The sequence below is a fragment of the Streptomyces macrolidinus genome, assembly GCF_023887685.1.
In the GTDB taxonomy this organism is placed as follows: Bacteria; Actinomycetota; Actinomycetes; order Streptomycetales; family Streptomycetaceae; genus Streptomyces; species Streptomyces macrolidinus.
The window spans coordinates 198262-216361 of record NZ_JAMWMR010000007.1; the positions used below are offsets into that span (position 1 = coordinate 198262).

The 18100-nt window shown below is 66.9% G+C and carries 32 protein-coding genes; 31 read left to right on the forward strand and 1 reads right to left on the reverse strand.

Annotation, left to right across the window (positions count from 1 at the left end; genetic code table 11):
• Positions 1 to 29 precede the first annotated feature (29 nt).
• The 7 genes from NGF19_RS11470 (at position 30) to gdhA (ending at position 4117) form a co-directional block, all read left to right on the forward strand.
• The gene (locus NGF19_RS11470; protein WP_252424607.1) at positions 30 to 905 is read left to right on the forward strand and encodes a helix-turn-helix domain-containing protein; all 876 of its coding nucleotides are present in this window, start codon (positions 30 to 32) and stop codon (positions 903 to 905) included.
• Positions 902 to 1099 (forward strand): DUF397 domain-containing protein, encoded by a 198-nt coding sequence (locus NGF19_RS11475; protein WP_252424609.1) that lies wholly within the window; start codon positions 902 to 904, stop codon positions 1097 to 1099. Before NGF19_RS11470 ends, NGF19_RS11475 begins: the two co-directional genes overlap by 4 nt.
• A complete protein-coding gene (locus tag NGF19_RS11480) occupies positions 1096 to 1305 on the forward strand; it encodes a DUF397 domain-containing protein (RefSeq protein WP_252424610.1) in 210 nt (69 codons plus the stop codon). The genes NGF19_RS11475 and NGF19_RS11480 overlap by 4 nt, the downstream gene beginning before the upstream one ends.
• Positions 1305 to 1484: a DUF397 domain-containing protein gene (locus tag NGF19_RS11485; RefSeq protein ID WP_252424612.1), complete on the forward strand. Its 180-nt coding sequence runs from the start codon at positions 1305 to 1307 to the stop codon at positions 1482 to 1484. Before NGF19_RS11480 ends, NGF19_RS11485 begins: the two co-directional genes overlap by 1 nt.
• Positions 1481 to 1690 carry a DUF397 domain-containing protein gene (locus NGF19_RS11490; RefSeq protein ID WP_252424613.1) on the forward strand — a complete coding sequence of 70 codons (210 nt, stop codon included), beginning with the start codon at positions 1481 to 1483 and terminating at the stop codon, positions 1688 to 1690. The genes NGF19_RS11485 and NGF19_RS11490 overlap by 4 nt, the downstream gene beginning before the upstream one ends.
• The gene (locus tag NGF19_RS11495; RefSeq protein WP_252424730.1) at positions 1690 to 2421 is read left to right on the forward strand and encodes a class I SAM-dependent methyltransferase; all 732 of its coding nucleotides are present in this window, start codon (positions 1690 to 1692) and stop codon (positions 2419 to 2421) included. Before NGF19_RS11490 ends, NGF19_RS11495 begins: the two co-directional genes overlap by 1 nt.
• 298 nt (positions 2422 to 2719) lie before the next feature.
• On the forward strand, positions 2720 to 4117 hold the full coding sequence (gene gdhA / locus NGF19_RS11500; RefSeq protein ID WP_252424615.1) for an NADP-specific glutamate dehydrogenase: 1398 nt from the start codon (positions 2720 to 2722) through the stop codon (positions 4115 to 4117).
• Here gdhA and NGF19_RS11505 read toward each other — a convergent pair.
• The gene (locus tag NGF19_RS11505; RefSeq protein WP_252424617.1) at positions 4110 to 4553 is read right to left on the reverse strand and encodes a hypothetical protein; all 444 of its coding nucleotides are present in this window, start codon (positions 4551 to 4553) and stop codon (positions 4110 to 4112) included. The two genes, gdhA and NGF19_RS11505, sit on opposite strands and share 8 nt — an antisense overlap.
• Positions 4554 to 5064: 511 nt before the next feature.
• On the opposite strand from NGF19_RS11505, the gene rpsJ reads away from it, so the two are divergent.
• The 24 genes from rpsJ (at position 5065) to map (ending at position 18082) form a co-directional block, all read left to right on the forward strand.
• Positions 5065 to 5373, forward strand: coding sequence for a 30S ribosomal protein S10 (rpsJ, locus tag NGF19_RS11510; protein WP_003948644.1), 309 nt, complete (start codon positions 5065 to 5067; stop codon positions 5371 to 5373).
• A gap of 17 nt (positions 5374 to 5390) precedes the next feature.
• Positions 5391 to 6032 (forward strand): 50S ribosomal protein L3, encoded by a 642-nt coding sequence (gene rplC, locus NGF19_RS11515; protein WP_252424619.1) that lies wholly within the window; start codon positions 5391 to 5393, stop codon positions 6030 to 6032.
• A gap of 8 nt (positions 6033 to 6040) precedes the next feature.
• Positions 6041 to 6694, forward strand: coding sequence for a 50S ribosomal protein L4 (gene rplD, locus NGF19_RS11520; RefSeq protein WP_252424621.1), 654 nt, complete (start codon positions 6041 to 6043; stop codon positions 6692 to 6694).
• Positions 6694 to 7113 carry a 50S ribosomal protein L23 gene (rplW, locus tag NGF19_RS11525; RefSeq protein WP_093905265.1) on the forward strand — a complete coding sequence of 140 codons (420 nt, stop codon included), beginning with the start codon at positions 6694 to 6696 and terminating at the stop codon, positions 7111 to 7113. Before rplD ends, rplW begins: the two co-directional genes overlap by 1 nt.
• A gap of 40 nt (positions 7114 to 7153) precedes the next feature.
• Positions 7154 to 7990 carry a 50S ribosomal protein L2 gene (gene rplB, locus NGF19_RS11530; RefSeq protein ID WP_252424622.1) on the forward strand — a complete coding sequence of 279 codons (837 nt, stop codon included), beginning with the start codon at positions 7154 to 7156 and terminating at the stop codon, positions 7988 to 7990.
• 12 nt (positions 7991 to 8002) lie between these two features.
• On the forward strand, positions 8003 to 8284 hold the full coding sequence (gene rpsS / locus NGF19_RS11535) for a 30S ribosomal protein S19 (RefSeq protein WP_252424623.1): 282 nt from the start codon (positions 8003 to 8005) through the stop codon (positions 8282 to 8284).
• 44 nt (positions 8285 to 8328) lie between these two features.
• Positions 8329 to 8676: a 50S ribosomal protein L22 gene (gene rplV, locus NGF19_RS11540; protein ID WP_028420772.1), complete on the forward strand. Its 348-nt coding sequence runs from the start codon at positions 8329 to 8331 to the stop codon at positions 8674 to 8676.
• Positions 8676 to 9500: a 30S ribosomal protein S3 gene (gene rpsC / locus NGF19_RS11545; RefSeq protein ID WP_071364964.1), complete on the forward strand. Its 825-nt coding sequence runs from the start codon at positions 8676 to 8678 to the stop codon at positions 9498 to 9500. Before rplV ends, rpsC begins: the two co-directional genes overlap by 1 nt.
• Positions 9501 to 9505: 5 nt before the next feature.
• The gene (gene rplP, locus NGF19_RS11550) at positions 9506 to 9925 is read left to right on the forward strand and encodes a 50S ribosomal protein L16 (protein WP_030811678.1); all 420 of its coding nucleotides are present in this window, start codon (positions 9506 to 9508) and stop codon (positions 9923 to 9925) included.
• Positions 9925 to 10149 carry a 50S ribosomal protein L29 gene (gene rpmC / locus NGF19_RS11555; RefSeq protein ID WP_018564811.1) on the forward strand — a complete coding sequence of 75 codons (225 nt, stop codon included), beginning with the start codon at positions 9925 to 9927 and terminating at the stop codon, positions 10147 to 10149. Before rplP ends, rpmC begins: the two co-directional genes overlap by 1 nt.
• Positions 10149 to 10433, forward strand: a complete 285-nt coding sequence (gene rpsQ, locus NGF19_RS11560) for a 30S ribosomal protein S17 (protein WP_252424624.1) — start codon at positions 10149 to 10151, stop codon at positions 10431 to 10433. The genes rpmC and rpsQ overlap by 1 nt, the downstream gene beginning before the upstream one ends.
• Positions 10434 to 10563: 130 nt before the next feature.
• Positions 10564 to 10932, forward strand: coding sequence for a 50S ribosomal protein L14 (gene rplN, locus NGF19_RS11565; RefSeq protein ID WP_003956455.1), 369 nt, complete (start codon positions 10564 to 10566; stop codon positions 10930 to 10932).
• 2 nt (positions 10933 to 10934) lie between these two features.
• Complete coding sequence (gene rplX / locus NGF19_RS11570; protein WP_043443039.1) at positions 10935 to 11258, forward strand: 50S ribosomal protein L24; 324 nt, start codon at positions 10935 to 10937, stop codon at positions 11256 to 11258.
• Entirely contained in the window at positions 11255 to 11812 is a 558-nt protein-coding gene (rplE, locus tag NGF19_RS11575; protein WP_252424732.1) for a 50S ribosomal protein L5, read from the forward strand. Before rplX ends, rplE begins: the two co-directional genes overlap by 4 nt.
• A 5-nt stretch (positions 11813 to 11817) precedes the next feature.
• Positions 11818 to 12003 (forward strand): type Z 30S ribosomal protein S14, encoded by a 186-nt coding sequence (locus NGF19_RS11580; protein ID WP_059127180.1) that lies wholly within the window; start codon positions 11818 to 11820, stop codon positions 12001 to 12003.
• A gap of 212 nt (positions 12004 to 12215) precedes the next feature.
• A complete protein-coding gene (gene rpsH / locus NGF19_RS11585) occupies positions 12216 to 12614 on the forward strand; it encodes a 30S ribosomal protein S8 (protein ID WP_004984520.1) in 399 nt (132 codons plus the stop codon).
• Positions 12615 to 12638: 24 nt separating this feature from the next.
• A complete protein-coding gene (gene rplF / locus NGF19_RS11590) occupies positions 12639 to 13178 on the forward strand; it encodes a 50S ribosomal protein L6 (RefSeq protein WP_252424625.1) in 540 nt (179 codons plus the stop codon).
• 3 nt (positions 13179 to 13181) lie between these two features.
• Complete coding sequence (rplR, locus tag NGF19_RS11595; RefSeq protein ID WP_019980869.1) at positions 13182 to 13565, forward strand: 50S ribosomal protein L18; 384 nt, start codon at positions 13182 to 13184, stop codon at positions 13563 to 13565.
• A 40-nt stretch (positions 13566 to 13605) separates the two neighbouring features.
• The gene (rpsE, locus tag NGF19_RS11600; protein WP_007494753.1) at positions 13606 to 14211 is read left to right on the forward strand and encodes a 30S ribosomal protein S5; all 606 of its coding nucleotides are present in this window, start codon (positions 13606 to 13608) and stop codon (positions 14209 to 14211) included.
• Positions 14211 to 14393: a 50S ribosomal protein L30 gene (gene rpmD, locus NGF19_RS11605; RefSeq protein ID WP_103781455.1), complete on the forward strand. Its 183-nt coding sequence runs from the start codon at positions 14211 to 14213 to the stop codon at positions 14391 to 14393. The genes rpsE and rpmD overlap by 1 nt, the downstream gene beginning before the upstream one ends.
• Positions 14394 to 14395: 2 nt before the next feature.
• Entirely contained in the window at positions 14396 to 14851 is a 456-nt protein-coding gene (gene rplO, locus NGF19_RS11610) for a 50S ribosomal protein L15 (protein ID WP_071364957.1), read from the forward strand.
• A 244-nt stretch (positions 14852 to 15095) separates the two neighbouring features.
• Entirely contained in the window at positions 15096 to 16409 is a 1314-nt protein-coding gene (gene secY / locus NGF19_RS11615; RefSeq protein WP_252424626.1) for a preprotein translocase subunit SecY, read from the forward strand.
• Positions 16409 to 17068 carry an adenylate kinase gene (locus NGF19_RS11620; protein ID WP_252424627.1) on the forward strand — a complete coding sequence of 220 codons (660 nt, stop codon included), beginning with the start codon at positions 16409 to 16411 and terminating at the stop codon, positions 17066 to 17068. Before secY ends, NGF19_RS11620 begins: the two co-directional genes overlap by 1 nt.
• 177 nt (positions 17069 to 17245) lie before the next feature.
• Positions 17246 to 18082 carry a type I methionyl aminopeptidase gene (map, locus tag NGF19_RS11625; RefSeq protein ID WP_252424628.1) on the forward strand — a complete coding sequence of 279 codons (837 nt, stop codon included), beginning with the start codon at positions 17246 to 17248 and terminating at the stop codon, positions 18080 to 18082.
• Positions 18083 to 18100: the final 18 nt, after the last annotated feature.

Genomic DNA, 18100 nt, shown 5'->3' on the forward strand with positions numbered 1-18100 from the left:
ACGACGCGGGACTACGACGGAGGGGTGCGATGTCGGTCGACGGCGAAGCGGTACGGGTCGAGGTCGAGGAGGACGAGCAGGGATGGGAGGTGGACCCGGACGACGAGTGGGGCGTGGCCGTCATCGCCACGGTGGGGCGGCAGTTGAGGCTTCGCCGGGAGGCGGCGGGGATGCGCGCCGGTGAGTTCGGGCTGGCGATCGGGTACGGCGAGGACCTGGTCTACAAGGTCGAGGGCGGCAAGCGAATTCCCCGCAAGGAGTATCTGGACAGGTCCGACGCGGTGCTGGGAGCGAACGGGCTCATCTCGGCGACCTGGGAGGACGTGAAGAAGGTCCGGTATCCGAAGAGCGTTCGGGCGCTGGGGAAGCTGGAGGCCAAGGCGGTCGAGCTCGGCATGTACGAGTGCAACACCATCGCCGGGCTGTTGCAGACGCCCGAGCATGCGCGAGCTCTGATCCAGGCCGCGCAGCCGCCGTACTCGCCGGACGACGTGGAGCGCATGGTGGCCGCTCGGCTGGCGCGGCAGTCCGTCTTTGAGCGCGACCCTGCGCCATCGATCCATTTCGTGCTGGAAGAGGCGCCGCTGCACCGGCAGATCGGGGGCACAATGGTGTGGCGGCAGCAGCTCGAACACCTACTAGAAGTAGGGAAGTTGAACTGTGTCACGCTTCAGGTCATGCCGACCAACACCGATGCTCATCCAGGTCTGGACGGCAGGATCGAGCTGCTGAAGTTCCCGGATGGTACGGCGGTGGGGCGTTCCGATGGGCGGTTCAACGGACGGCCGGTCTCTGATCCGAAACAGCTCCGCATCCTGGAGTTGCGGTATGGGATCATCCGGGCGCAGGCCCTCCCTCCTCGGGAGTCGCTGGCCTTCATCGAGAGACTGCTGGGAGAGAAATGATGCGCAAGGCATCCACCGAACTGGCGTGGTTCAAGAGCAGCTACAGCGGTGGTACCGATGGTGAGTCCTGCGTCGAGGTCGCTACCGTGCCCGGAACTGTCCACGTCCGTGACTCGAAGGACCTTGAAGGCCCCCGCCTGGCGCTCGCGCCCTCTGCCTGGGCGGAGTTCGTGACGTACGCCTCCGGATCATGACCCGCGTGGCCTGTGCCGGGGACGCCTCCGAGCTGGCGTGGTTCAAGAGCAGCTACAGCAGCGGCAATGACGGCAACTCCTGCGTCGAGCTTGCCGTCACCCCCGGCACCGTCCACGTCCGTGACTCCAAGGACATCGCAGGCCCCCAGCTTGCCCTCACCCCTTCCACCTGGGTGGACTTCGTGACGTACGTATTGGAGGCGTGATGTATCTGGCCTGGTTCAAGAGCAGTTACAGCGGCGGTACGAATGGTGAGTCCTGTGTCGAGGTCGCTGCCGTGCCCGGCACTGTCCACGTCCGTGACTCGAAGGACGTCGCAGGCCCCCAGTTGGCGCTCGCGCCCGCTGCCTGGGCGGAGTTCGTGACGTACGCCTCGGGATCATGACCCGCGTGGCCTGTGCCGGGGACGCCTCCGAGCTGGCGTGGTTCAAGAGCAGCTACAGCGACGGCCCGGATGGTGAGTCCTGTGTCGAGGTCGCTACCGCACCCGGCACCGTCCACGTCCGTGACTCCAAGGACACCGAAGGCCCCCAACTGGCCCTCGCCCCCGCCACCTGGGCCCACTTCGTGACGTACGCCTCGGGCTCGTGATCCGCAGGGCTGCCGTCGGGGACGCTGCCGAACTCGCTTGCCCCGACGGCAACTCCACAGACCTCTGGCACCACTACGGCCGAACCCGTGCCGAGGAAGACCGTGTCGTTCCCCGCACCTTCCGCTGGGTCTGGAGTCAAGACGGTGGCCCCGGGGCCGAGGTCCTGGGCGATCTGACGGGCAAGGTCGTCGGTGACCTCGGTGCCGGAGCTGCCAGGCATGCCGCCCATCTCGTCACCCGTCACGCCCCCGCCCGAGTCGACGCCGTCGATTCCTCTCCCGCGCAATGCGCCATGGCCAACGATCTGTTCGGACACCTCACCCCGCGCCTGCGCATCGTCCGATCCGACGTCGTGAAGCACGTGCAGGCGGCGCCCGGCGCATACGACGTGCTGTACAGCGTCTTCGGCGCGGTCGACTTCACCGATCCGTACGAACTGCTCCCGGCCGTGGCCTCCGCACTTCGCCCTGGCGGCCGTCTGCTGTTCTCCACGCTCGCCCACTACCTGGGCGGCGCACCCGCGGAACTCGACGTCGTGCCCGCCGACATCCCGGCGAGGACCTCGGACGGGGAGGTGACCACGATGCGCCGCTGGGTGCTCCAGGAACACGTCTGGAGGGAACTGCTGGATGCGTCCGGGTTCGCCCAGGTCGGCGTCGACGTGCTGCCGTCGGCAACCCGCGCTCCGCGCAGCGCCGACACGCTGTTCGTGACGGCCGTGCGGCAGTGATGTTCACCTCGGGGCCCCGCCGACCATGATTGGCGGATTCGTGCCACCGCACCCCGCCCGACCTGCGGTTTCACCCCGCCCTCTGGCATGAATCCGCCATTCACCGCTCCAGGACCCGAACCTCTCGGTCTCGAATGCTGGACAAATCGGACATGGGTACTGGTCATCGGGCTCGCACAGGAGTAACAGTGAGGGAGCGGCCGTTTCCCGGATGTCGTTCCCCGGGGCGGCCGATTCCCGCGCGCGGCAACGGCGCCGAGCGTTCACCACCGGCTTTCATGTCGGTACACCGGTCACCATGCCGGTCATAGCCGTGCCAGAAAGGGACCCTGTGACGACCCAGACCCGCCCTGAGATCTCCTCCCAGCTCACCGCCCTGCTCGCCGACATCGAGCGCCGCAACCCCGCCGAGCCCGAGTTCCACCAGGCCGCTCACGAGGTCCTGGAGACGCTGGCGCCCGTACTGGCGGCCCGGCCGGAGTACGCGGACGCGGGGCTCGTCGAGCGGCTGTGCGAGCCGGAGCGGCAGATCATCTTCCGGGTGCCGTGGCAGGACGACCGGGGGCGCGTGCACGTCAACCGGGGCTTCCGGGTCGAGTTCAACAGCGCGCTGGGCCCGTACAAGGGCGGCCTGCGCTTCCACCCCTCCGTGAACCTCGGCATCGTGAAGTTCCTCGGGTTCGAGCAGATCTTCAAGAACGCGCTCACCGGCCTCGGCATCGGCGGCGGCAAGGGCGGCAGCGACTTCGACCCGCACGGCCGCAGCGACGCGGAAGTCATGCGCTTCTGTCAGTCGTTCATGACGGAACTCAGCCGCCACATCGGCGAGCACACCGACGTCCCGGCCGGTGACATCGGCGTCGGCACGCGCGAGATCGGCTACCTGTTCGGCCAGTACCGCCGGATCACCAACCGCTGGGAGGCCGGTGTCCTCACCGGCAAGGGCGCCCACTGGGGCGGCTCCCTGATCCGCCCCGAGGCGACCGGCTACGGCAACGTGCTGTTCGCGGAGGCCATGCTGCGTGAGCGCGGTGAGGACCTGGAGGGGCAGACGGCCGTCGTCTCCGGTTCCGGGAACGTCGCGATCTACACCATAGAGAAGCTCATCGCCCTCGGCGCCAACCCGCTGACCTGCTCGGACTCCAGCGGGTACGTCGTGGACGAGAAGGGCGTCGACGTGGCGCTGCTCAAGCAGATCAAGGAGGTCGAGCGCGGCCGGATCAGCGAGTACGCGCAGCGCCGCGGCGCCTCCGCCCGGTTCGTGCCCGGCGGGCGCGTCTGGGAGGTCCCGGCCGATGTCGCGCTGCCCTCGGCGACCCAGAACGAGCTGGACGAGAAGGACGCGGCCACGCTCGTGCGCAACGGCGTGAAGGCGGTCTCAGAGGGCGCCAACATGCCGACCACGCCGGAGGCCGTGCACCTCTTCCAGCGGGCCGGAGTCGCCTTCGGGCCCGGCAAGGCGGCCAACGCGGGCGGTGTCGCGGTCAGCGCGCTGGAGATGGCGCAGAACCACGCCCGTACGTCGTGGACGGCCGCGCGCGTGGAGGAGGAACTGGCGCAGATCATGCGGGACATCCACGCCACCTGCCATGAGACCGCCGAGCGCTACGGCGCCCCCGGCGACTACGTGACCGGCGCGAACATCGCCGGTTTCGAGCGTGTCGCCGACGCCATGCTCGCCCAGGGCGTCATCTGACGGTCGGTACGTCCCCGGCCTCGCCGTCGCCCTCGTCGGCTGGTGCCGCGTCCGGTTCCCCGGTCTTCCCGGGGCCGGACGCCGCCTCCGCCAGGCGCGTCAGCAGTTGCGTGTAGACGGTCGTCGCCGCCGCGAGGACCGTCAGGAGGGTCGTCAGGGCCAGTACACCGATGATCGCCGGCCACTGGTGCAGTTCGTAGGTGCGGCACTTGTCGCTCTGCGGGAACGGGTTGCTCAGCGGGGCGTCGCAGAGCTGCTGAGCGGTGGAGCTCCAGGAGCTGACCTCGGGGCCGTAGGAGGCGAGCATCAGATACGCGAACCAGGCCCACGCCAGCATCGCCAGCATGATCCAGGCCTTCGACCAGTTGTCCATGCGGTCCGCGGACTGCCGCAGCCGCGCCTGCTCATCGGTGCCGTTCTCGTCGGCTGCTGTCACGTCGCCCCCCGAGTGCGTGTTCGTGCCTTCCGCTACGCGACTCTAACGTGATGATCGCAACAGCTCCCGGATGGCGTCTCCACCCTTCCGGCGCGCTCCGGTTTGACGTCCGTCACGCTCGGGGTAATCTCTTCGGCTCGATTGGCCAGCGTGCCGTTGTCTATGGCAGACTGTCCGAGTTGCTCGGTCGAGTGTTGATGCTGCGCGCCTCCCGCCGGGAGGACCGGAAGCGAGTCCCACAGTACTCGTCGCCCTAACTGCCTTACGGCAGCACTGGGGCGGACGTACGGGAATCTTCCGGGAAGTGTGAGTGCGGCACCGACCAGGCACCCGGTGGGTATTTCGCTCCCGGTTCCGCGGCTCCGGAAGGGCCGTGTTCCCCAGCAGGGAATGTTCGGACAAGGGACATTCATGTCGGCGGGAACGCGACACACCCGACCGCGTGGGTCGGAGCGGGACCTGGAATCCACCGGGTTCCAGAGCGTATGAGAGACAGGACTACAAAGTAGCCATGGCGGGACAGAAGATCCGCATCCGGCTCAAGGCCTACGACCACGAGGTCATCGACTCTTCGGCGAAGAAGATCGTCGAGACGGTGACGCGTACTGGTGCGTCGGTCGCGGGCCCGGTGCCGCTGCCCACTGAGAAGAACGTGTACTGCGTCATCAAGTCGCCGCACAAGTACAAGGACTCGCGCGAGCACTTCGAGATGCGCACGCACAAGCGCCTCATCGACATCCTCGACCCGACTCCCAAGACCGTTGACTCCCTGATGCGACTCGACCTCCCGGCCGGTGTCGACATCGAGATCAAGCTCTGAGGCCGGTGATCTGAGAGATGAAGCAGATCAAGGGCATCCTGGGCGAGAAGCTCGGCATGACGCAGGTCTGGGACGAGAACAACCGCGTTGTTCCCGTGACCGTCGTCAAGGCGGGCCCGAATGTCGTGACCCAGGTTCGTACGAACGACGTCGACGGCTACGAGTCGGTCCAGATCGCCTTCGGCGACATCGACCCGCGCAAGGTGAACAAGCCCCTCAAGGGCCACTTCGCCAAGGCCGACGTCACCCCGCGCCGCCACCTCGTCGAGATCCGCACCGCGGACGCCGCCGAGTACACCCTCGGCCAGGAGATCACCGCTGAGGTGTTCGAGGCCGGCGTGAAGGTCGACGTCACCGGCAAGAGCAAGGGCAAGGGCTTCGCCGGTGTCATGAAGCGTCACAACTTCAAGGGCCTCGGCGCCGGTCACGGCGTGCAGCGCAAGCACCGCTCGCCCGGTTCCATCGGTGGCTGCGCCACCCCGGGCCGTGTGTTCAAGGGCGTCCGCATGGCGGGCCGCATGGGCAACGAGCGGGTCACCACCCAGAACCTGACCGTCCACGCCGTTGACGCGGAGAAGGGTCTGCTGCTCATCAAGGGCGCGGTTCCTGGTCCGAACGGCGGCCTCGTCCTGGTCCGCACCGCGGCCAAGGGGGCCTGAGGTAACCGATGAGCACTGTTGACATCCTTTCGCCGGCTGGCGAGAAGGCCGGTACCGTCGAGCTCCCCGCGGAGATCTTCGACGTGGAGAAGGTCAGCATCCCGCTGATCCACCAGGTCGTCGTCGCCCAGCTCGCCGCGGCCCGCCAGGGCACGCACAAGACCAAGACCCGCGCGGAAGTCCGTGGTGGTGGCCGCAAGCCGTACCGCCAGAAGGGCACCGGTCGCGCCCGCCAGGGTTCGACCCGCGCGCCGCAGTTCGCCGGTGGTGGCGTCGTGCACGGTCCCGTGCCGCGTGACTACTCGCAGCGGACCCCGAAGAAGATGAAGGCCGCGGCCCTGCGCCACGCCCTCACCGACCGGGCCCGCAACAACCGCATCCACGTCGTCTCCGACGTGGTCGAGTCGGGCATCTCCACCAAGGCTGCCAAGGCTCTCCTCGGCAAGATCAGCGAGCGCAAGAACGTGCTCCTGGTCGTCGAGCGTGAGAACGAGAAGGCCCTGCTGTCCGCTCGTAACCTGCCCCAGGTTCACATCCTGGAGCCGGGCCAGCTGAACACGTACGACGTGATCGTCTCGGACGACGTGGTCTTCACCCAGGCCGCTCTCGAGTCCTTCGTCGCCGGCCCGAAGGCCAACGACATCGAAGGGAGCGAGGCCTGATGGCTACGCGTCACCCGAGCATTGCCTCGAAGGCCGCCAAGGCCGCCAAGGCCGCGCGCGTCGCCAAGGCGCGTCGTCACGCCGCCGAGGGCAAGAACACCGTCGTCACCCCGGCGAGCAAGGCGTACACGGACCCCCGTGACGTCCTGCTGAAGCCGGTCGTGTCGGAGAAGAGCTACGCGCTCCTCGACGAGAACAAGTACACGTTCATCGTCGACCCGAACGCCAACAAGACCCAGATCAAGCAGGCCGTCCAGGCGGTCTTCTCGGTCAAGGTCACCGGGGTCAACACGATCAACCGCCAGGGCAAGCGCAAGCGGACCCGCACGGGCTTCGGCCAGCGTGCCGCCACCAAGCGCGCGATCGTGACCCTCGCCGAGGGCGACCGTATCGACATCTTCGGCGGTCCGACCGCCTGAGGGCGGTCCGGATCGTCCGATATCGGACGAGGACTGAGAAATGGGTATCCGCAAGTACAAGCCGACGACTCCTGGCCGTCGTGGCGCCAGCGTCGCCGACTTCGTCGAGGTCACGCGGTCCACGCCGGAGAAGTCGCTGGTCCGTCCCTTGCACAGCAAGGGCGGCCGTAACAACACCGGTCGTGTGACCGTTCGCCACCAGGGTGGCGGACACAAGCGCGCCTACCGCGTGATCGACTTCCGTCGTCACGACAAGGACGGCGTGCCGGCGAAGGTCGCGCACATCGAGTACGACCCCAACCGCACCGCGCGCATCGCGCTGCTGCACTACGCGGACGGCGAGAAGCGCTACATCCTCGCGCCGCGTGGCCTGTCGCAGGGCGACCGCGTCGAGAACGGTCCCGGGGCCGACATCAAGCCGGGTAACAACCTGGCCCTGAGGAACATCCCGGTCGGTACGACGCTGCACGCCATCGAGCTGCGTCCCGGCGGCGGCGCGAAGTTCGCCCGCTCCGCCGGCGCCTCGGTGCAGCTCCTCGCGAAGGAGGGCGCCTACGCCCACCTGCGCATGCCGTCCGGTGAGATCCGCCTGGTCGACGTCCGCTGCCGCGCCACCGTTGGTGAGGTCGGCAACGCCGAGCAGTCGAACATCAACTGGGGCAAGGCGGGCCGCAAGCGGTGGCTGGGCGTTCGCCCGACCGTCCGTGGTGTGGTCATGAACCCGGTTGACCACCCGCACGGTGGTGGTGAGGGCCGGACCTCCGGTGGCCGCCACCCTGTGTCCCCGTGGGGCAAGAAGGAAGGCCGTACTCGTTCGCCCAAGAAGGCGTCGAACAAGTACATCGTCCGCCGCCGCAAGACGAACAAGAAGCGCTAAGGACGGGTTGAGATGCCTCGTAGCTTGAAGAAGGGGCCCTTCGTCGACGACCACCTGATGAAGAAGGTGGACACGCAGAACGAAGCCGGCACCAAGAACGTCATCAAGACCTGGTCCCGCCGCTCGATGATCGTCCCGGCCATGCTCGGCCACACGATCGCGGTGCACAACGGCAAGACCCACATCCCGGTGTTTGTCACCGAGTCGATGGTCGGCCACAAGCTCGGTGAGTTCTCGCCGACCCGCACCTTCCGGGGTCACATCAAGGACGACCGGAAGTCGAAGCGCCGCTAGTCAGCGGGGTGCGATTGACCATGACAAACATCGAAGGGACAACCATGGAAGCCAGGGCCCAGGCGCGGTACATCCGCGTCACGCCCATGAAGGCCCGCCGTGTGGTGGACCTCATCCGTGGCATGGACGCCACGGAGGCTCAGGCGGTCCTGCGTTTCGCCCCGCAGGCCGCGAGCGTGCCGGTCGGCAAGGTGCTGGACAGCGCCATTGCCAACGCCGCGCACAACTACGACCACACCGATGTCGACAGCCTCTACATCTCCGAGGCCTACGTCGACGAGGGTCCGACCCTGAAGCGGTTCCGGCCGCGCGCCCAGGGCCGTGCCTACCGGATCCGCAAGCGGACCAGCCACATCACCGTGGTCGTCAGCAGCAAGGAAGGAACCCGGTAATGGGCCAGAAGGTAAACCCGCATGGGTTCCGGCTCGGTGTCACGACCGACTTCAAGTCGCGTTGGTACGCCGACAAGCTGTACAAGGACTACGTCAAGGAAGACGTCGCCATCCGTCGGATGATGACGTCCGGCATGGAGCGCGCCGGCATCTCGAAGGTGGAGATCGAGCGCACCCGTGACCGTGTCCGCGTGGACATCCACACCGCGCGTCCGGGCATCGTCATCGGCCGCCGTGGCGCCGAGGCCGACCGCATCCGCGGTGACCTCGAGAAGCTCACGGGCAAGCAGGTCCAGCTGAACATCCTCGAGGTCAAGAACCCCGAGACGGACGCTCAGCTCGTGGCCCAGGCCGTCGCCGAGCAGCTCTCCTCCCGTGTCTCCTTCCGTCGCGCCATGCGTAAGAGCATGCAGTCGGCGATGAAGGCGGGCGCGAAGGGCATCAAGATCCAGTGCGGTGGCCGTCTCGGCGGCGCCGAGATGTCCCGCTCGGAGTTCTACCGCGAGGGCCGTGTGCCCCTGCACACGCTCCGCGCGAACGTGGACTACGGCTTCTTCGAGGCCAAGACGACCTTCGGCCGTATCGGTGTGAAGGTCTGGATCTACAAGGGCGATGTCAAGAACATCGCCGAGGTCCGCGCCGAGAACGCCGCTGCCCGTGCGGGTAACCGCCCGGCGCGCGGTGGCTCCGACCGCCCGGCCCGTGGTGGCCGCGGTGGCGAGCGGCGCGGTCGTAAGCCGCAGCAGGCTCAGCAGGCTGCCGAGGCCCCCAAGGCCGAGGCTCCCGCCGCCGCTCCGGCTGAGAGCACCGGAACGGAGGCCTGACCGACATGCTGATCCCCCGTAGGGTCAAGCACCGCAAGCAGCACCACCCGAAGCGCTCTGGTATGGCCAAGGGTGGAACGCAGGTTGCGTTCGGCGAGTACGGCATCCAGGCGCTGACCCCGGCGTACGTCACGAACCGCCAGATCGAAGCGGCTCGTATCGCCATGACTCGTCACATCAAGCGTGGCGGCAAGGTCTGGATCAACATCTACCCGGACCGCCCGCTGACCAAGAAGCCCGCCGAGACCCGCATGGGTTCCGGTAAGGGTTCCCCGGAGTGGTGGATCGCGAACGTCAAGCCCGGTCGGGTGATGTTCGAGCTGTCCTACCCGAACGAGAAGATCGCCCGTGAGGCGCTGACTCGTGCGGCCCACAAGCTGCCGATGAAGTGCCGGATCGTCAAGCGCGAGGCAGGTGAAGCGTGATGTCGGCCGGTACCAAGGCGTCCGAGCTGCGCGAGCTGGGCAACGAGGAGCTTCTGGGCAAGCTCCGCGAGGCCAAGGAAGAGCTGTTCAACCTCCGCTTCCAGGCGGCTACGGGTCAGCTCGAGAACCACGGCCGTCTGAAGGCGGTCCGCAAGGACATCGCGCGGATCTACACCCTGATGCGCGAGCGTGAGCTGGGCATCGAAACGGTGGAGAACGCCTGATGAGCGAGAAGAACGTGACTGAGAACGCAGAGGCCCGCGGCTTCCGCAAGACCCGTGAGGGTCTGGTCGTCAGCGACAAGATGGACAAGACCGTCGTCGTCGCTGTCGAGGACCGCGTCAAGCACGCGCTGTACGGCAAGGTCATCCGCCGTACGAACAAGCTCAAGGCGCACGACGAGCAGAACGCCGCGGGTGTCGGCGACCGCGTCCTCCTGATGGAGACCCGGCCGCTGTCCGCGACCAAGCGCTGGCGCATCGTCGAGATCCTCGAGAAGGCCAAGTAGGCAGTTCCCGCAAGGGAATTCCATGAGTAGGCCTGCGGGGCAGTTGCCTCGCAGGACAGTTCCGCCAGGCTCGGCAGGGGTTCCGTAACAGGACCCCTGCCGGGAACCGGCAGACAAACAGGAGATAGACGTGATCCAGCAGGAGTCGCGACTGCGCGTCGCCGACAACACTGGTGCGAAGGAAATCCTTTGCATCCGTGTGCTCGGTGGCTCCGGTCGCCGCTACGCGGGCATCGGTGACGTCATCGTCGCCACCGTCAAGGACGCGATCCCCGGTGGCAACGTGAAGAAGGGTGACGTCGTCAAGGCGGTCATCGTTCGCACCGTCAAGGAGCGCCGCCGTCAGGACGGCTCGTACATCCGCTTCGACGAGAACGCCGCCGTCATTCTGAAGAACGACGGCGACCCTCGCGGCACCCGTATCTTCGGCCCGGTCGGCCGTGAGCTGCGCGAGAAGAAGTTCATGAAGATCATCTCGCTCGCGCCGGAGGTGCTGTAAGCATGAAGATCAAGAAGGGCGACCTGGTCCAGGTCATCACCGGCAAGGACAAGGGCAAGCAGGGCAAGGTCATTGCCGCTTACCCGCGCGACGAGCGCGTCCTGGTCGAGGGTGTCAACCGGGTCAAGAAGCACACCAAGGCCGGCCCGACCGCTCGCGGTTCCCAGGCCGGCGGCATCGTGACCACCGAGGCCCCGATCCACGTGTCCAACGTCCAGTTGGTCGTGGAGAAGGACGGCAACAAGGTCGTCACGCGTGTCGGCTACCGCTTCGACGAGAACGGCAACAAGATCCGCGTTGCCAAGCGGACGGGTGAGGACATCTGATGGCTACCACCACTCCGCGTCTGAAGCAGAAGTACCGCGACGAGATCGCGGGCAAGCTGCGTGACGAGTTCAAGTACGAGAACGTCATGCAGACCCCGGGCCTCGTCAAGATCGTGGTCAACATGGGTGTGGGCGACGCCGCCCGCGACTCCAAGCTGATCGAGGGCGCCATCCGCGACCTCACCACGATCACCGGTCAGAAGCCGGCCGTCACCAAGGCCCGCAAGTCCATCGCGCAGTTCAAGCTGCGTGAGGGTCAGCCGATCGGTGCCCACGTCACGCTCCGTGGCGACCGCATGTGGGAGTTCCTGGACCGCACCCTGTCGCTCGCGCTGCCGCGCATCCGCGACTTCCGCGGCCTGTCCCCCAAGCAGTTCGACGGCCGTGGCAACTACACCTTCGGTCTCACGGAGCAGGTCATGTTCCACGAGATCGACCAGGACAAGATCGACCGCGTCCGGGGTATGGACATCACCGTGGTCACCACGGCGACCAACGACGCTGAGGGCCGCGCGCTCCTTCGTCACCTCGGCTTCCCCTTCAAGGAGGCGTGAGCGAGATGGCGAAGAAGGCTCTGATTGCCAAGGCTGCTCGCAAGCCGAAGTTCGGTGTGCGCTCGTACACCCGCTGCCAGCGCTGCGGTCGTCCGCACTCCGTGTACCGCAAGTTCGGCCTGTGCCGCGTGTGCCTTCGTGAGATGGCTCACCGTGGCGAGCTGCCGGGCGTGACCAAGAGCTCCTGGTAATCCCCTAGTTCGGGATTCCCAAGGCTCTCGGTAAGCATCTGGGGGCGGCGGGACGCCCAGCACACATGCCGTAGGCTTGTGGGGTTGGGCGCCTGCCGTGCCCGTACGACTTACTACGCCGTAGGTCCACCGCGCCGCACCCGTCCCGTCTCGGATCGGGGAGAGGGATGGCGCACCAGGAAACCCCGGCGAGAGAGGCCGAAGGCCAATTCATGACCATGACTGATCCGATCGCAGACATGCTTACGCGTCTGCGGAACGCGAACTCGGCGTACCACGACTCCGTGGCGATGCCGCACTCGAAGATCAAGTCGCACATCGCGGAGATCCTCCAGCAGGAGGGCTTCATCACGGGCTGGAAGGTCGAGGACGCCGAGGTCGGCAAGAACCTCGTTCTCGAGCTGAAGTTCGGTCCGAACCGTGAGCGCTCCATCGCGGGCATCAAGCGGATCTCCAAGCCCGGTCTCCGGGTTTACGCGAAGTCCACCAACCTGCCCAAGGTGCTCGGTGGCCTCGGCGTGGCGATCATCTCCACGTCCCACGGGCTCCTCACCGACAAGCAGGCCGGCAAGAAGGGCGTAGGCGGAGAAGTTCTCGCCTACGTCTGGTAACGGAAGGGAACGGAGGAAACAGCTATGTCGCGCATCGGCAAGCTCCCCATCGCGGTTCCCGCCGGCGTGGACGTCACCCTCGACGGCAGCACGGTTTCGGTCAAGGGCCCCAAGGGCACGCTGACCCACACCGTCGCCTCGCCCATCGAGATCGTCAAGGCTGAGGACGGCACCCTCCAGGTGACCCGTCCCAACGACGAGCGTCAGAACAAGGCCCTGCACGGCCTGTCCCGCACGCTGGTGGCGAACATGATCACCGGCGTGACCCAGGGTTACGTGAAGAAGCTCGAGATCAGTGGTGTCGGTTACCGCGTGACCGCCAAGGGCTCGAACCTCGAGTTCGCGCTCGGCTACAGCCACCCGATCACCGTCGAGGCGCCCGAGGGCATCACCTTCAAGGTGGAGACCCCGACCCGCTTCTCGGTCGAGGGCATCGACAAGCAGAAGGTCGGCGAGGTTGCGGCCAACATCCGCAAGCTGCGTAAGCCCGACCCGTACAAGGCCAAGGGCGTCAAGTACGAGGGCGAAGTCATCCGCCGCAAGGTCGGAAAGGCGGGTAAGTAAGCCATGGCATACGGGCAGAAGATCCTCAAGGGCGACGCCTACAAGCGCGCCGCGATCAAGCGCCGTCACATCCGGATCCGCAAGCGGATCTCCGGCACGGCGGAGCGTCCCCGTCTGGTCGTGACCCGCTCCAACCGCCACATCGTGGCGCAGGTGATCGACGACCTCAAGGGCCACACCCTGGCATCGGCGTCCACGCTGGACACCTCGATCCGTGGTGGCGAGGGCGACAAGTCCGCGCAGGCCAAGCAGGTCGGCGCCCTGGTCGCCGAGCGTGCCAAGGCCGCCGGCGTCGAGGCTGTCGTGTTCGACCGTGGTGGCAACCAGTACGCCGGGCGCATCGCCGCCCTGGCGGACGCCGCCCGCGAAGCCGGCCTGAAGTTCTGAGCCGGTTCCGAGCTAGCGGAAACAGAGAGAGGTAATTCCAATGGCTGGACCCCAGCGCCGCGGTGGCGGTGCCGGTGGCGGCGAGCGGCGGGACCGGAAGGGCCGTGACGGCGGCGCAGCTGCCGCCGAGAAGACCGCTTACGTTGAGCGCGTCGTCGCGATCAACCGTGTCGCCAAGGTTGTGAAGGGTGGTCGTCGCTTCAGCTTCACCGCGCTGGTCGTGGTGGGCGACGGTGACGGCACCGTGGGTGTCGGATACGGCAAGGCCAAGGAGGTGCCGGCCGCCATCGCCAAGGGCGTTGAGGAGGCCAAGAAGCACTTCTTCAAGGTCCCCCGCATCCAGGGCACCATCCCGCACCCGATCCAGGGTGAGAAGGCTGCCGGCGTCGTGCTGCTCAAGCCCGCGTCCCCGGGTACCGGTGTTATCGCCGGTGGTCCGGTGCGTGCCGTGCTCGAGTGCGCCGGTATCCACGACATCCTGTCGAAGTCGCTCGGCTCCGACAACGCGATCAACATCGTGCACGCGACCGTGGCGGCCCTCAAGGGCCTGCAGCGTCCCGAGGAGGTCGCGGCCCGCCGTGGCCTGCCGCTCGAGGACGTCGCCCCCGCGGCTCTGCTGCGTGCGCGTGCAGGGGCGGGTGCGTGATGGCACAGCTCAAGATCACGCAGGTCAAGTCCTACATCGGCAGCAAGCAGAACCACCGTGACACCCTGCGTACCCTGGGCCTCAAGCGCCTGGGTGACGTGGTCGTCAAGGAGGACCGCCCCGAGTTCCGCGGCATGGTGCACACCGTCCGCCACCTCGTGACGGTCGAGGAGGTCGACTGATCATGGCGGAGCAGAACCCGCTGAAGATCCACAACCTCCGTCCCGCCCCGGGCGCCAAGACCGCGAAGACCCGTGTCGGTCGTGGTGAGGCGTCGAAGGGTAAGACGGCCGGTCGTGGTACGAAGGGCACCAAGGCCCGTTACCAGGTTCCGGAGCGCTTCGAGGGTGGCCAGATGCCGCTCCACATGCGCCTCCCGAAGCTGAAGGGCTTCAAGAACCCGTTCAAGACCGAGTTCCAGGTCGTGAACCTCGACAAGCTGGCCGCGCTGTACCCGCAGGGTGGCGAGGTCACGGTCGAGGACCTGGTGGCCAAGGGCGCCGTTCGCAAGAACAGCCTGGTCAAGGTCCTGGGTCAGGGCGAGATCTCCGTGGCGCTGCAGGTGACGGTCGACGCCGTCTCCGGCTCCGCCAAGGAGAAGATCACCGCCGCGGGCGGTACGGTCACCGAGCTCGTCTGATTCTCACGGGCGCCTCGATGGCATGAACGATCCCGACCGGGGATACCCCACAATTGGGGTATCCCCGGTTGGTCGTTCCTAGGGGGGCGCTCTCGCCGGTAAGGTGGCCTGCACTGTCAACTTCCGTGAGGTGTCGCGGTACGGGCACCCAAAGCGGCAGTTGATCGTTATCCATGTCGTTGTCCAGTCGGAATCTCAAGACCGTCACCCTTGACGCAGTTGCGCGGGGGTCGCAGGAGGCACCGTGCTCACCGCGTTCGCCCGGGCGTTCAAGACGCCCGACCTGCGCAAGAAGCTGCTCTTCACACTCGGCATCATCGTGGTGTACCGGCTCGGTACCCACATCCCGATCCCGGGTGTCGACTACAAGAGCGTCCAGACCTGTATCGACGTGGCCAAGGGCAATCAGGGCCTGTTCGGACTGGTGAACATGTTCAGCGGCGGCGCGCTGCTGCAGATCACGGTCTTCGCGCTGGGCATCATGCCGTACATCACGGCGAGCATCATCCTCCAGTTGCTGACCGTGGTCATCCCGCGCCTGGAAGCCCTGAAGAAGGAAGGCCAGTCCGGTACCGCGAAGATCACGCAGTACACCCGTTATCTGACGGTGGCGCTGGCGATCCTCCAGGGAACCGGCCTCGTGGCCACCGCCCGCACGGGCGCTCTGTTCGCCGGCTGCCCGGTCGCGTCCTCGATCGTCCCGGACCCGTCGATCTTCACGACCATCACGATGGTCATCACCATGACCGCCGGTACGGCCGTCGTCATGTGGCTCGGTGAGCTGATCACCGACCGCGGCATCGGCAACGGCATGTCGATCCTGATGTTCATCTCGATCGCCGCGACCTTCCCCTCGGCCCTGTGGGCCATCAAGAAGCAGGGCAGCCTCGCGGGCGGCTGGATCGAGTTCGGCACCGTCATCGCGGTCGGCCTGGTCATGGTCGCCCTGGTGGTCTTCGTCGAGCAGGCCCAGCGCCGTATCCCGGTCCAGTACGCGAAGCGCATGATCGGCCGCCGTGCCTACGGCGGTACGTCCACCTACATCCCGCTGAAGGTGAACCAGGCGGGTGTGATCCCCGTCATCTTCGCATCGTCGCTGCTCTACATCCCGGCTCTGATCGCGCAGTTCTCCGGGGGCAACTCCGGCTGGAAGACGTGGATCCAGCAGAACCTCACCAAGGGCGATCACCCGATTTACATCAGCCTGTACTTCTTGCTCATCGTGTTCTTCGCGTTCTTCTACGTGGCGATCTCCTTCAACCCCGAGGAAGTCGCGGACAACATGAAGAAGTATGGTGGCTTCATCCCGGGCATCCGGGCTGGTCGGCCGACCGCTGAGTACCTCAGCTACGTACTCAACCGGATCACGTGGCCGGGTTCGCTGTATCTGGGTCTGATCGCTCTCGTACCGACCATGGCGCTGGTCGGCTTCGGAGCGAACCAGAACTTCCCCTTCGGTGGGACGAGCATCCTGATCATCGTGGGTGTCGGTCTCGAGACGGTGAAGCAGATCGAGAGCCAGCTCCAGCAGCGCAATTACGAAGGGTTCCTCCGCTGATGCGAATCGTCCTCGTCGGGCCGCCCGGTGCGGGCAAGGGAACGCAGGCCGCGTTCCTCGCCAAGAACCTGTCGATCCCGCACATCTCCACGGGCGACCTGTTCCGAGCCAACATCAGCCAGCAGACGGACCTGGGCAAGCTCGCGAAGTCCTACATGGACGCGGGCAACCTGGTGCCGGACGAGGTCACCATCGCGATGGCCAAGGACCGCATGGAGCAGCCCGACGCGCAGGGCGGCTTCCTGCTGGACGGCTTCCCGCGGAACGCGCAGCAGGCCGTGGCGCTGGACGAGATGCTCACCGCCGAGGGCATGAAGCTGGACGCGGTCCTCGACCTGGAGGTCCCCGAGGACGAGGTCGTCAAGCGCATCGCGGGCCGCCGCGTCTGCCGAAACGACTCGGCGCATGTCTTCCACGTCTCCTACCAGCCCGCCGAGCAGGAAGGCGTCTGCGACATCTGCGGCGGCGAGCTGTACCAGCGGGACGACGACTCGGAGGACACCGTCCGCAAGCGGCTGGAGGTCTACCACACGCAGACCGAGCCGATCATCGACTACTACAAGGCCCAGGGCCTGGTCGTCACGATCTCGGCGCTCGGCAAGGTGGACGAGGTCACCGCGCGCGCGATGCAGGTGCTCGGGAAGGCCGACGACCAGTAGGTCGCCCTTCTCGGCCACAACCGCTCTACCGGCCGCGGCTCCCGTGAAGGGGGCCGCGGCCGATGCGTGGGCCGCCGCAGCCAGTGCCGTCTCAGGGACGCCGGACGGGTCGGCTGTACCGTCCCCGTATCTTTGATGGTGTCCGTCTTACTCCGGTCCAGAAAGGCCGCAGCCGCCATGGTGCAGATCAAGACCCCCGAGCAGATCGCCAAGATGCGTGAGGCGGGGCTGGTCGTCGCCGCCGTGCACGCGGCCACGCGCGAGGCGGCCGTGCCGGGCGCCACGACGAAGGACCTGGACGAGGCCGCCCGCAAGGTGCTCGCCGAGCACGGGGCCAAGTCCAACTTCCTCGGGTACGGCGGCTTCCCCGCGACCATCTGCACCTCCGTGAACGAGGTCGTGGTCCACGGCATCCCCTCCGACGAGGTCGTCCTCAAGGACGGCGACATCATCTCCATCGACGCGGGCGCGATCGTGGACGGCTGGCACGGGGACGCCGCGTACACGGCGTTCGTCGGCTCGGGCCACGCTCCGGAGCTGATCGAGCTGTCCCGGGTCACCGAGGAGTCGATGTGGGCCGGGATCGCGGCGATGAAGCCGGGCAACCGGCTCGTCGACATCTCGCGCGCCATCGAGACGTACATCCGCCGCCAGCCGAAGCAGGGCGGCGGGCGCTACGGGATCATCGAGGACTACGGCGGCCACGGCATCGGCACCGAGATGCACATGGACCCGCACCTGCTGAACTACGTCGAGCGTCGGCGCGGCAAGGGCCCGAAGCTGGTGCCCGGGTTCTGCCTGGCCATCGAGCCGATGGTGTCGCTGGGGACGCCGCGGACCGAGGTCCTCTCGGACGACTGGACCGTGATCACCACGGACGGCACCTGGTCCTCCCACTGGGAGCACTCCGTCGCCCTCACCGCGCAGGGCCCCCTGGTGCTGACCGCCCCCGACGGCGGTAAGGCCAAGCTCGCGGAGTACGGCATCACGGCCGCCCCCGACCCCCTCGCATGATGATCTCCCTCATGGGGC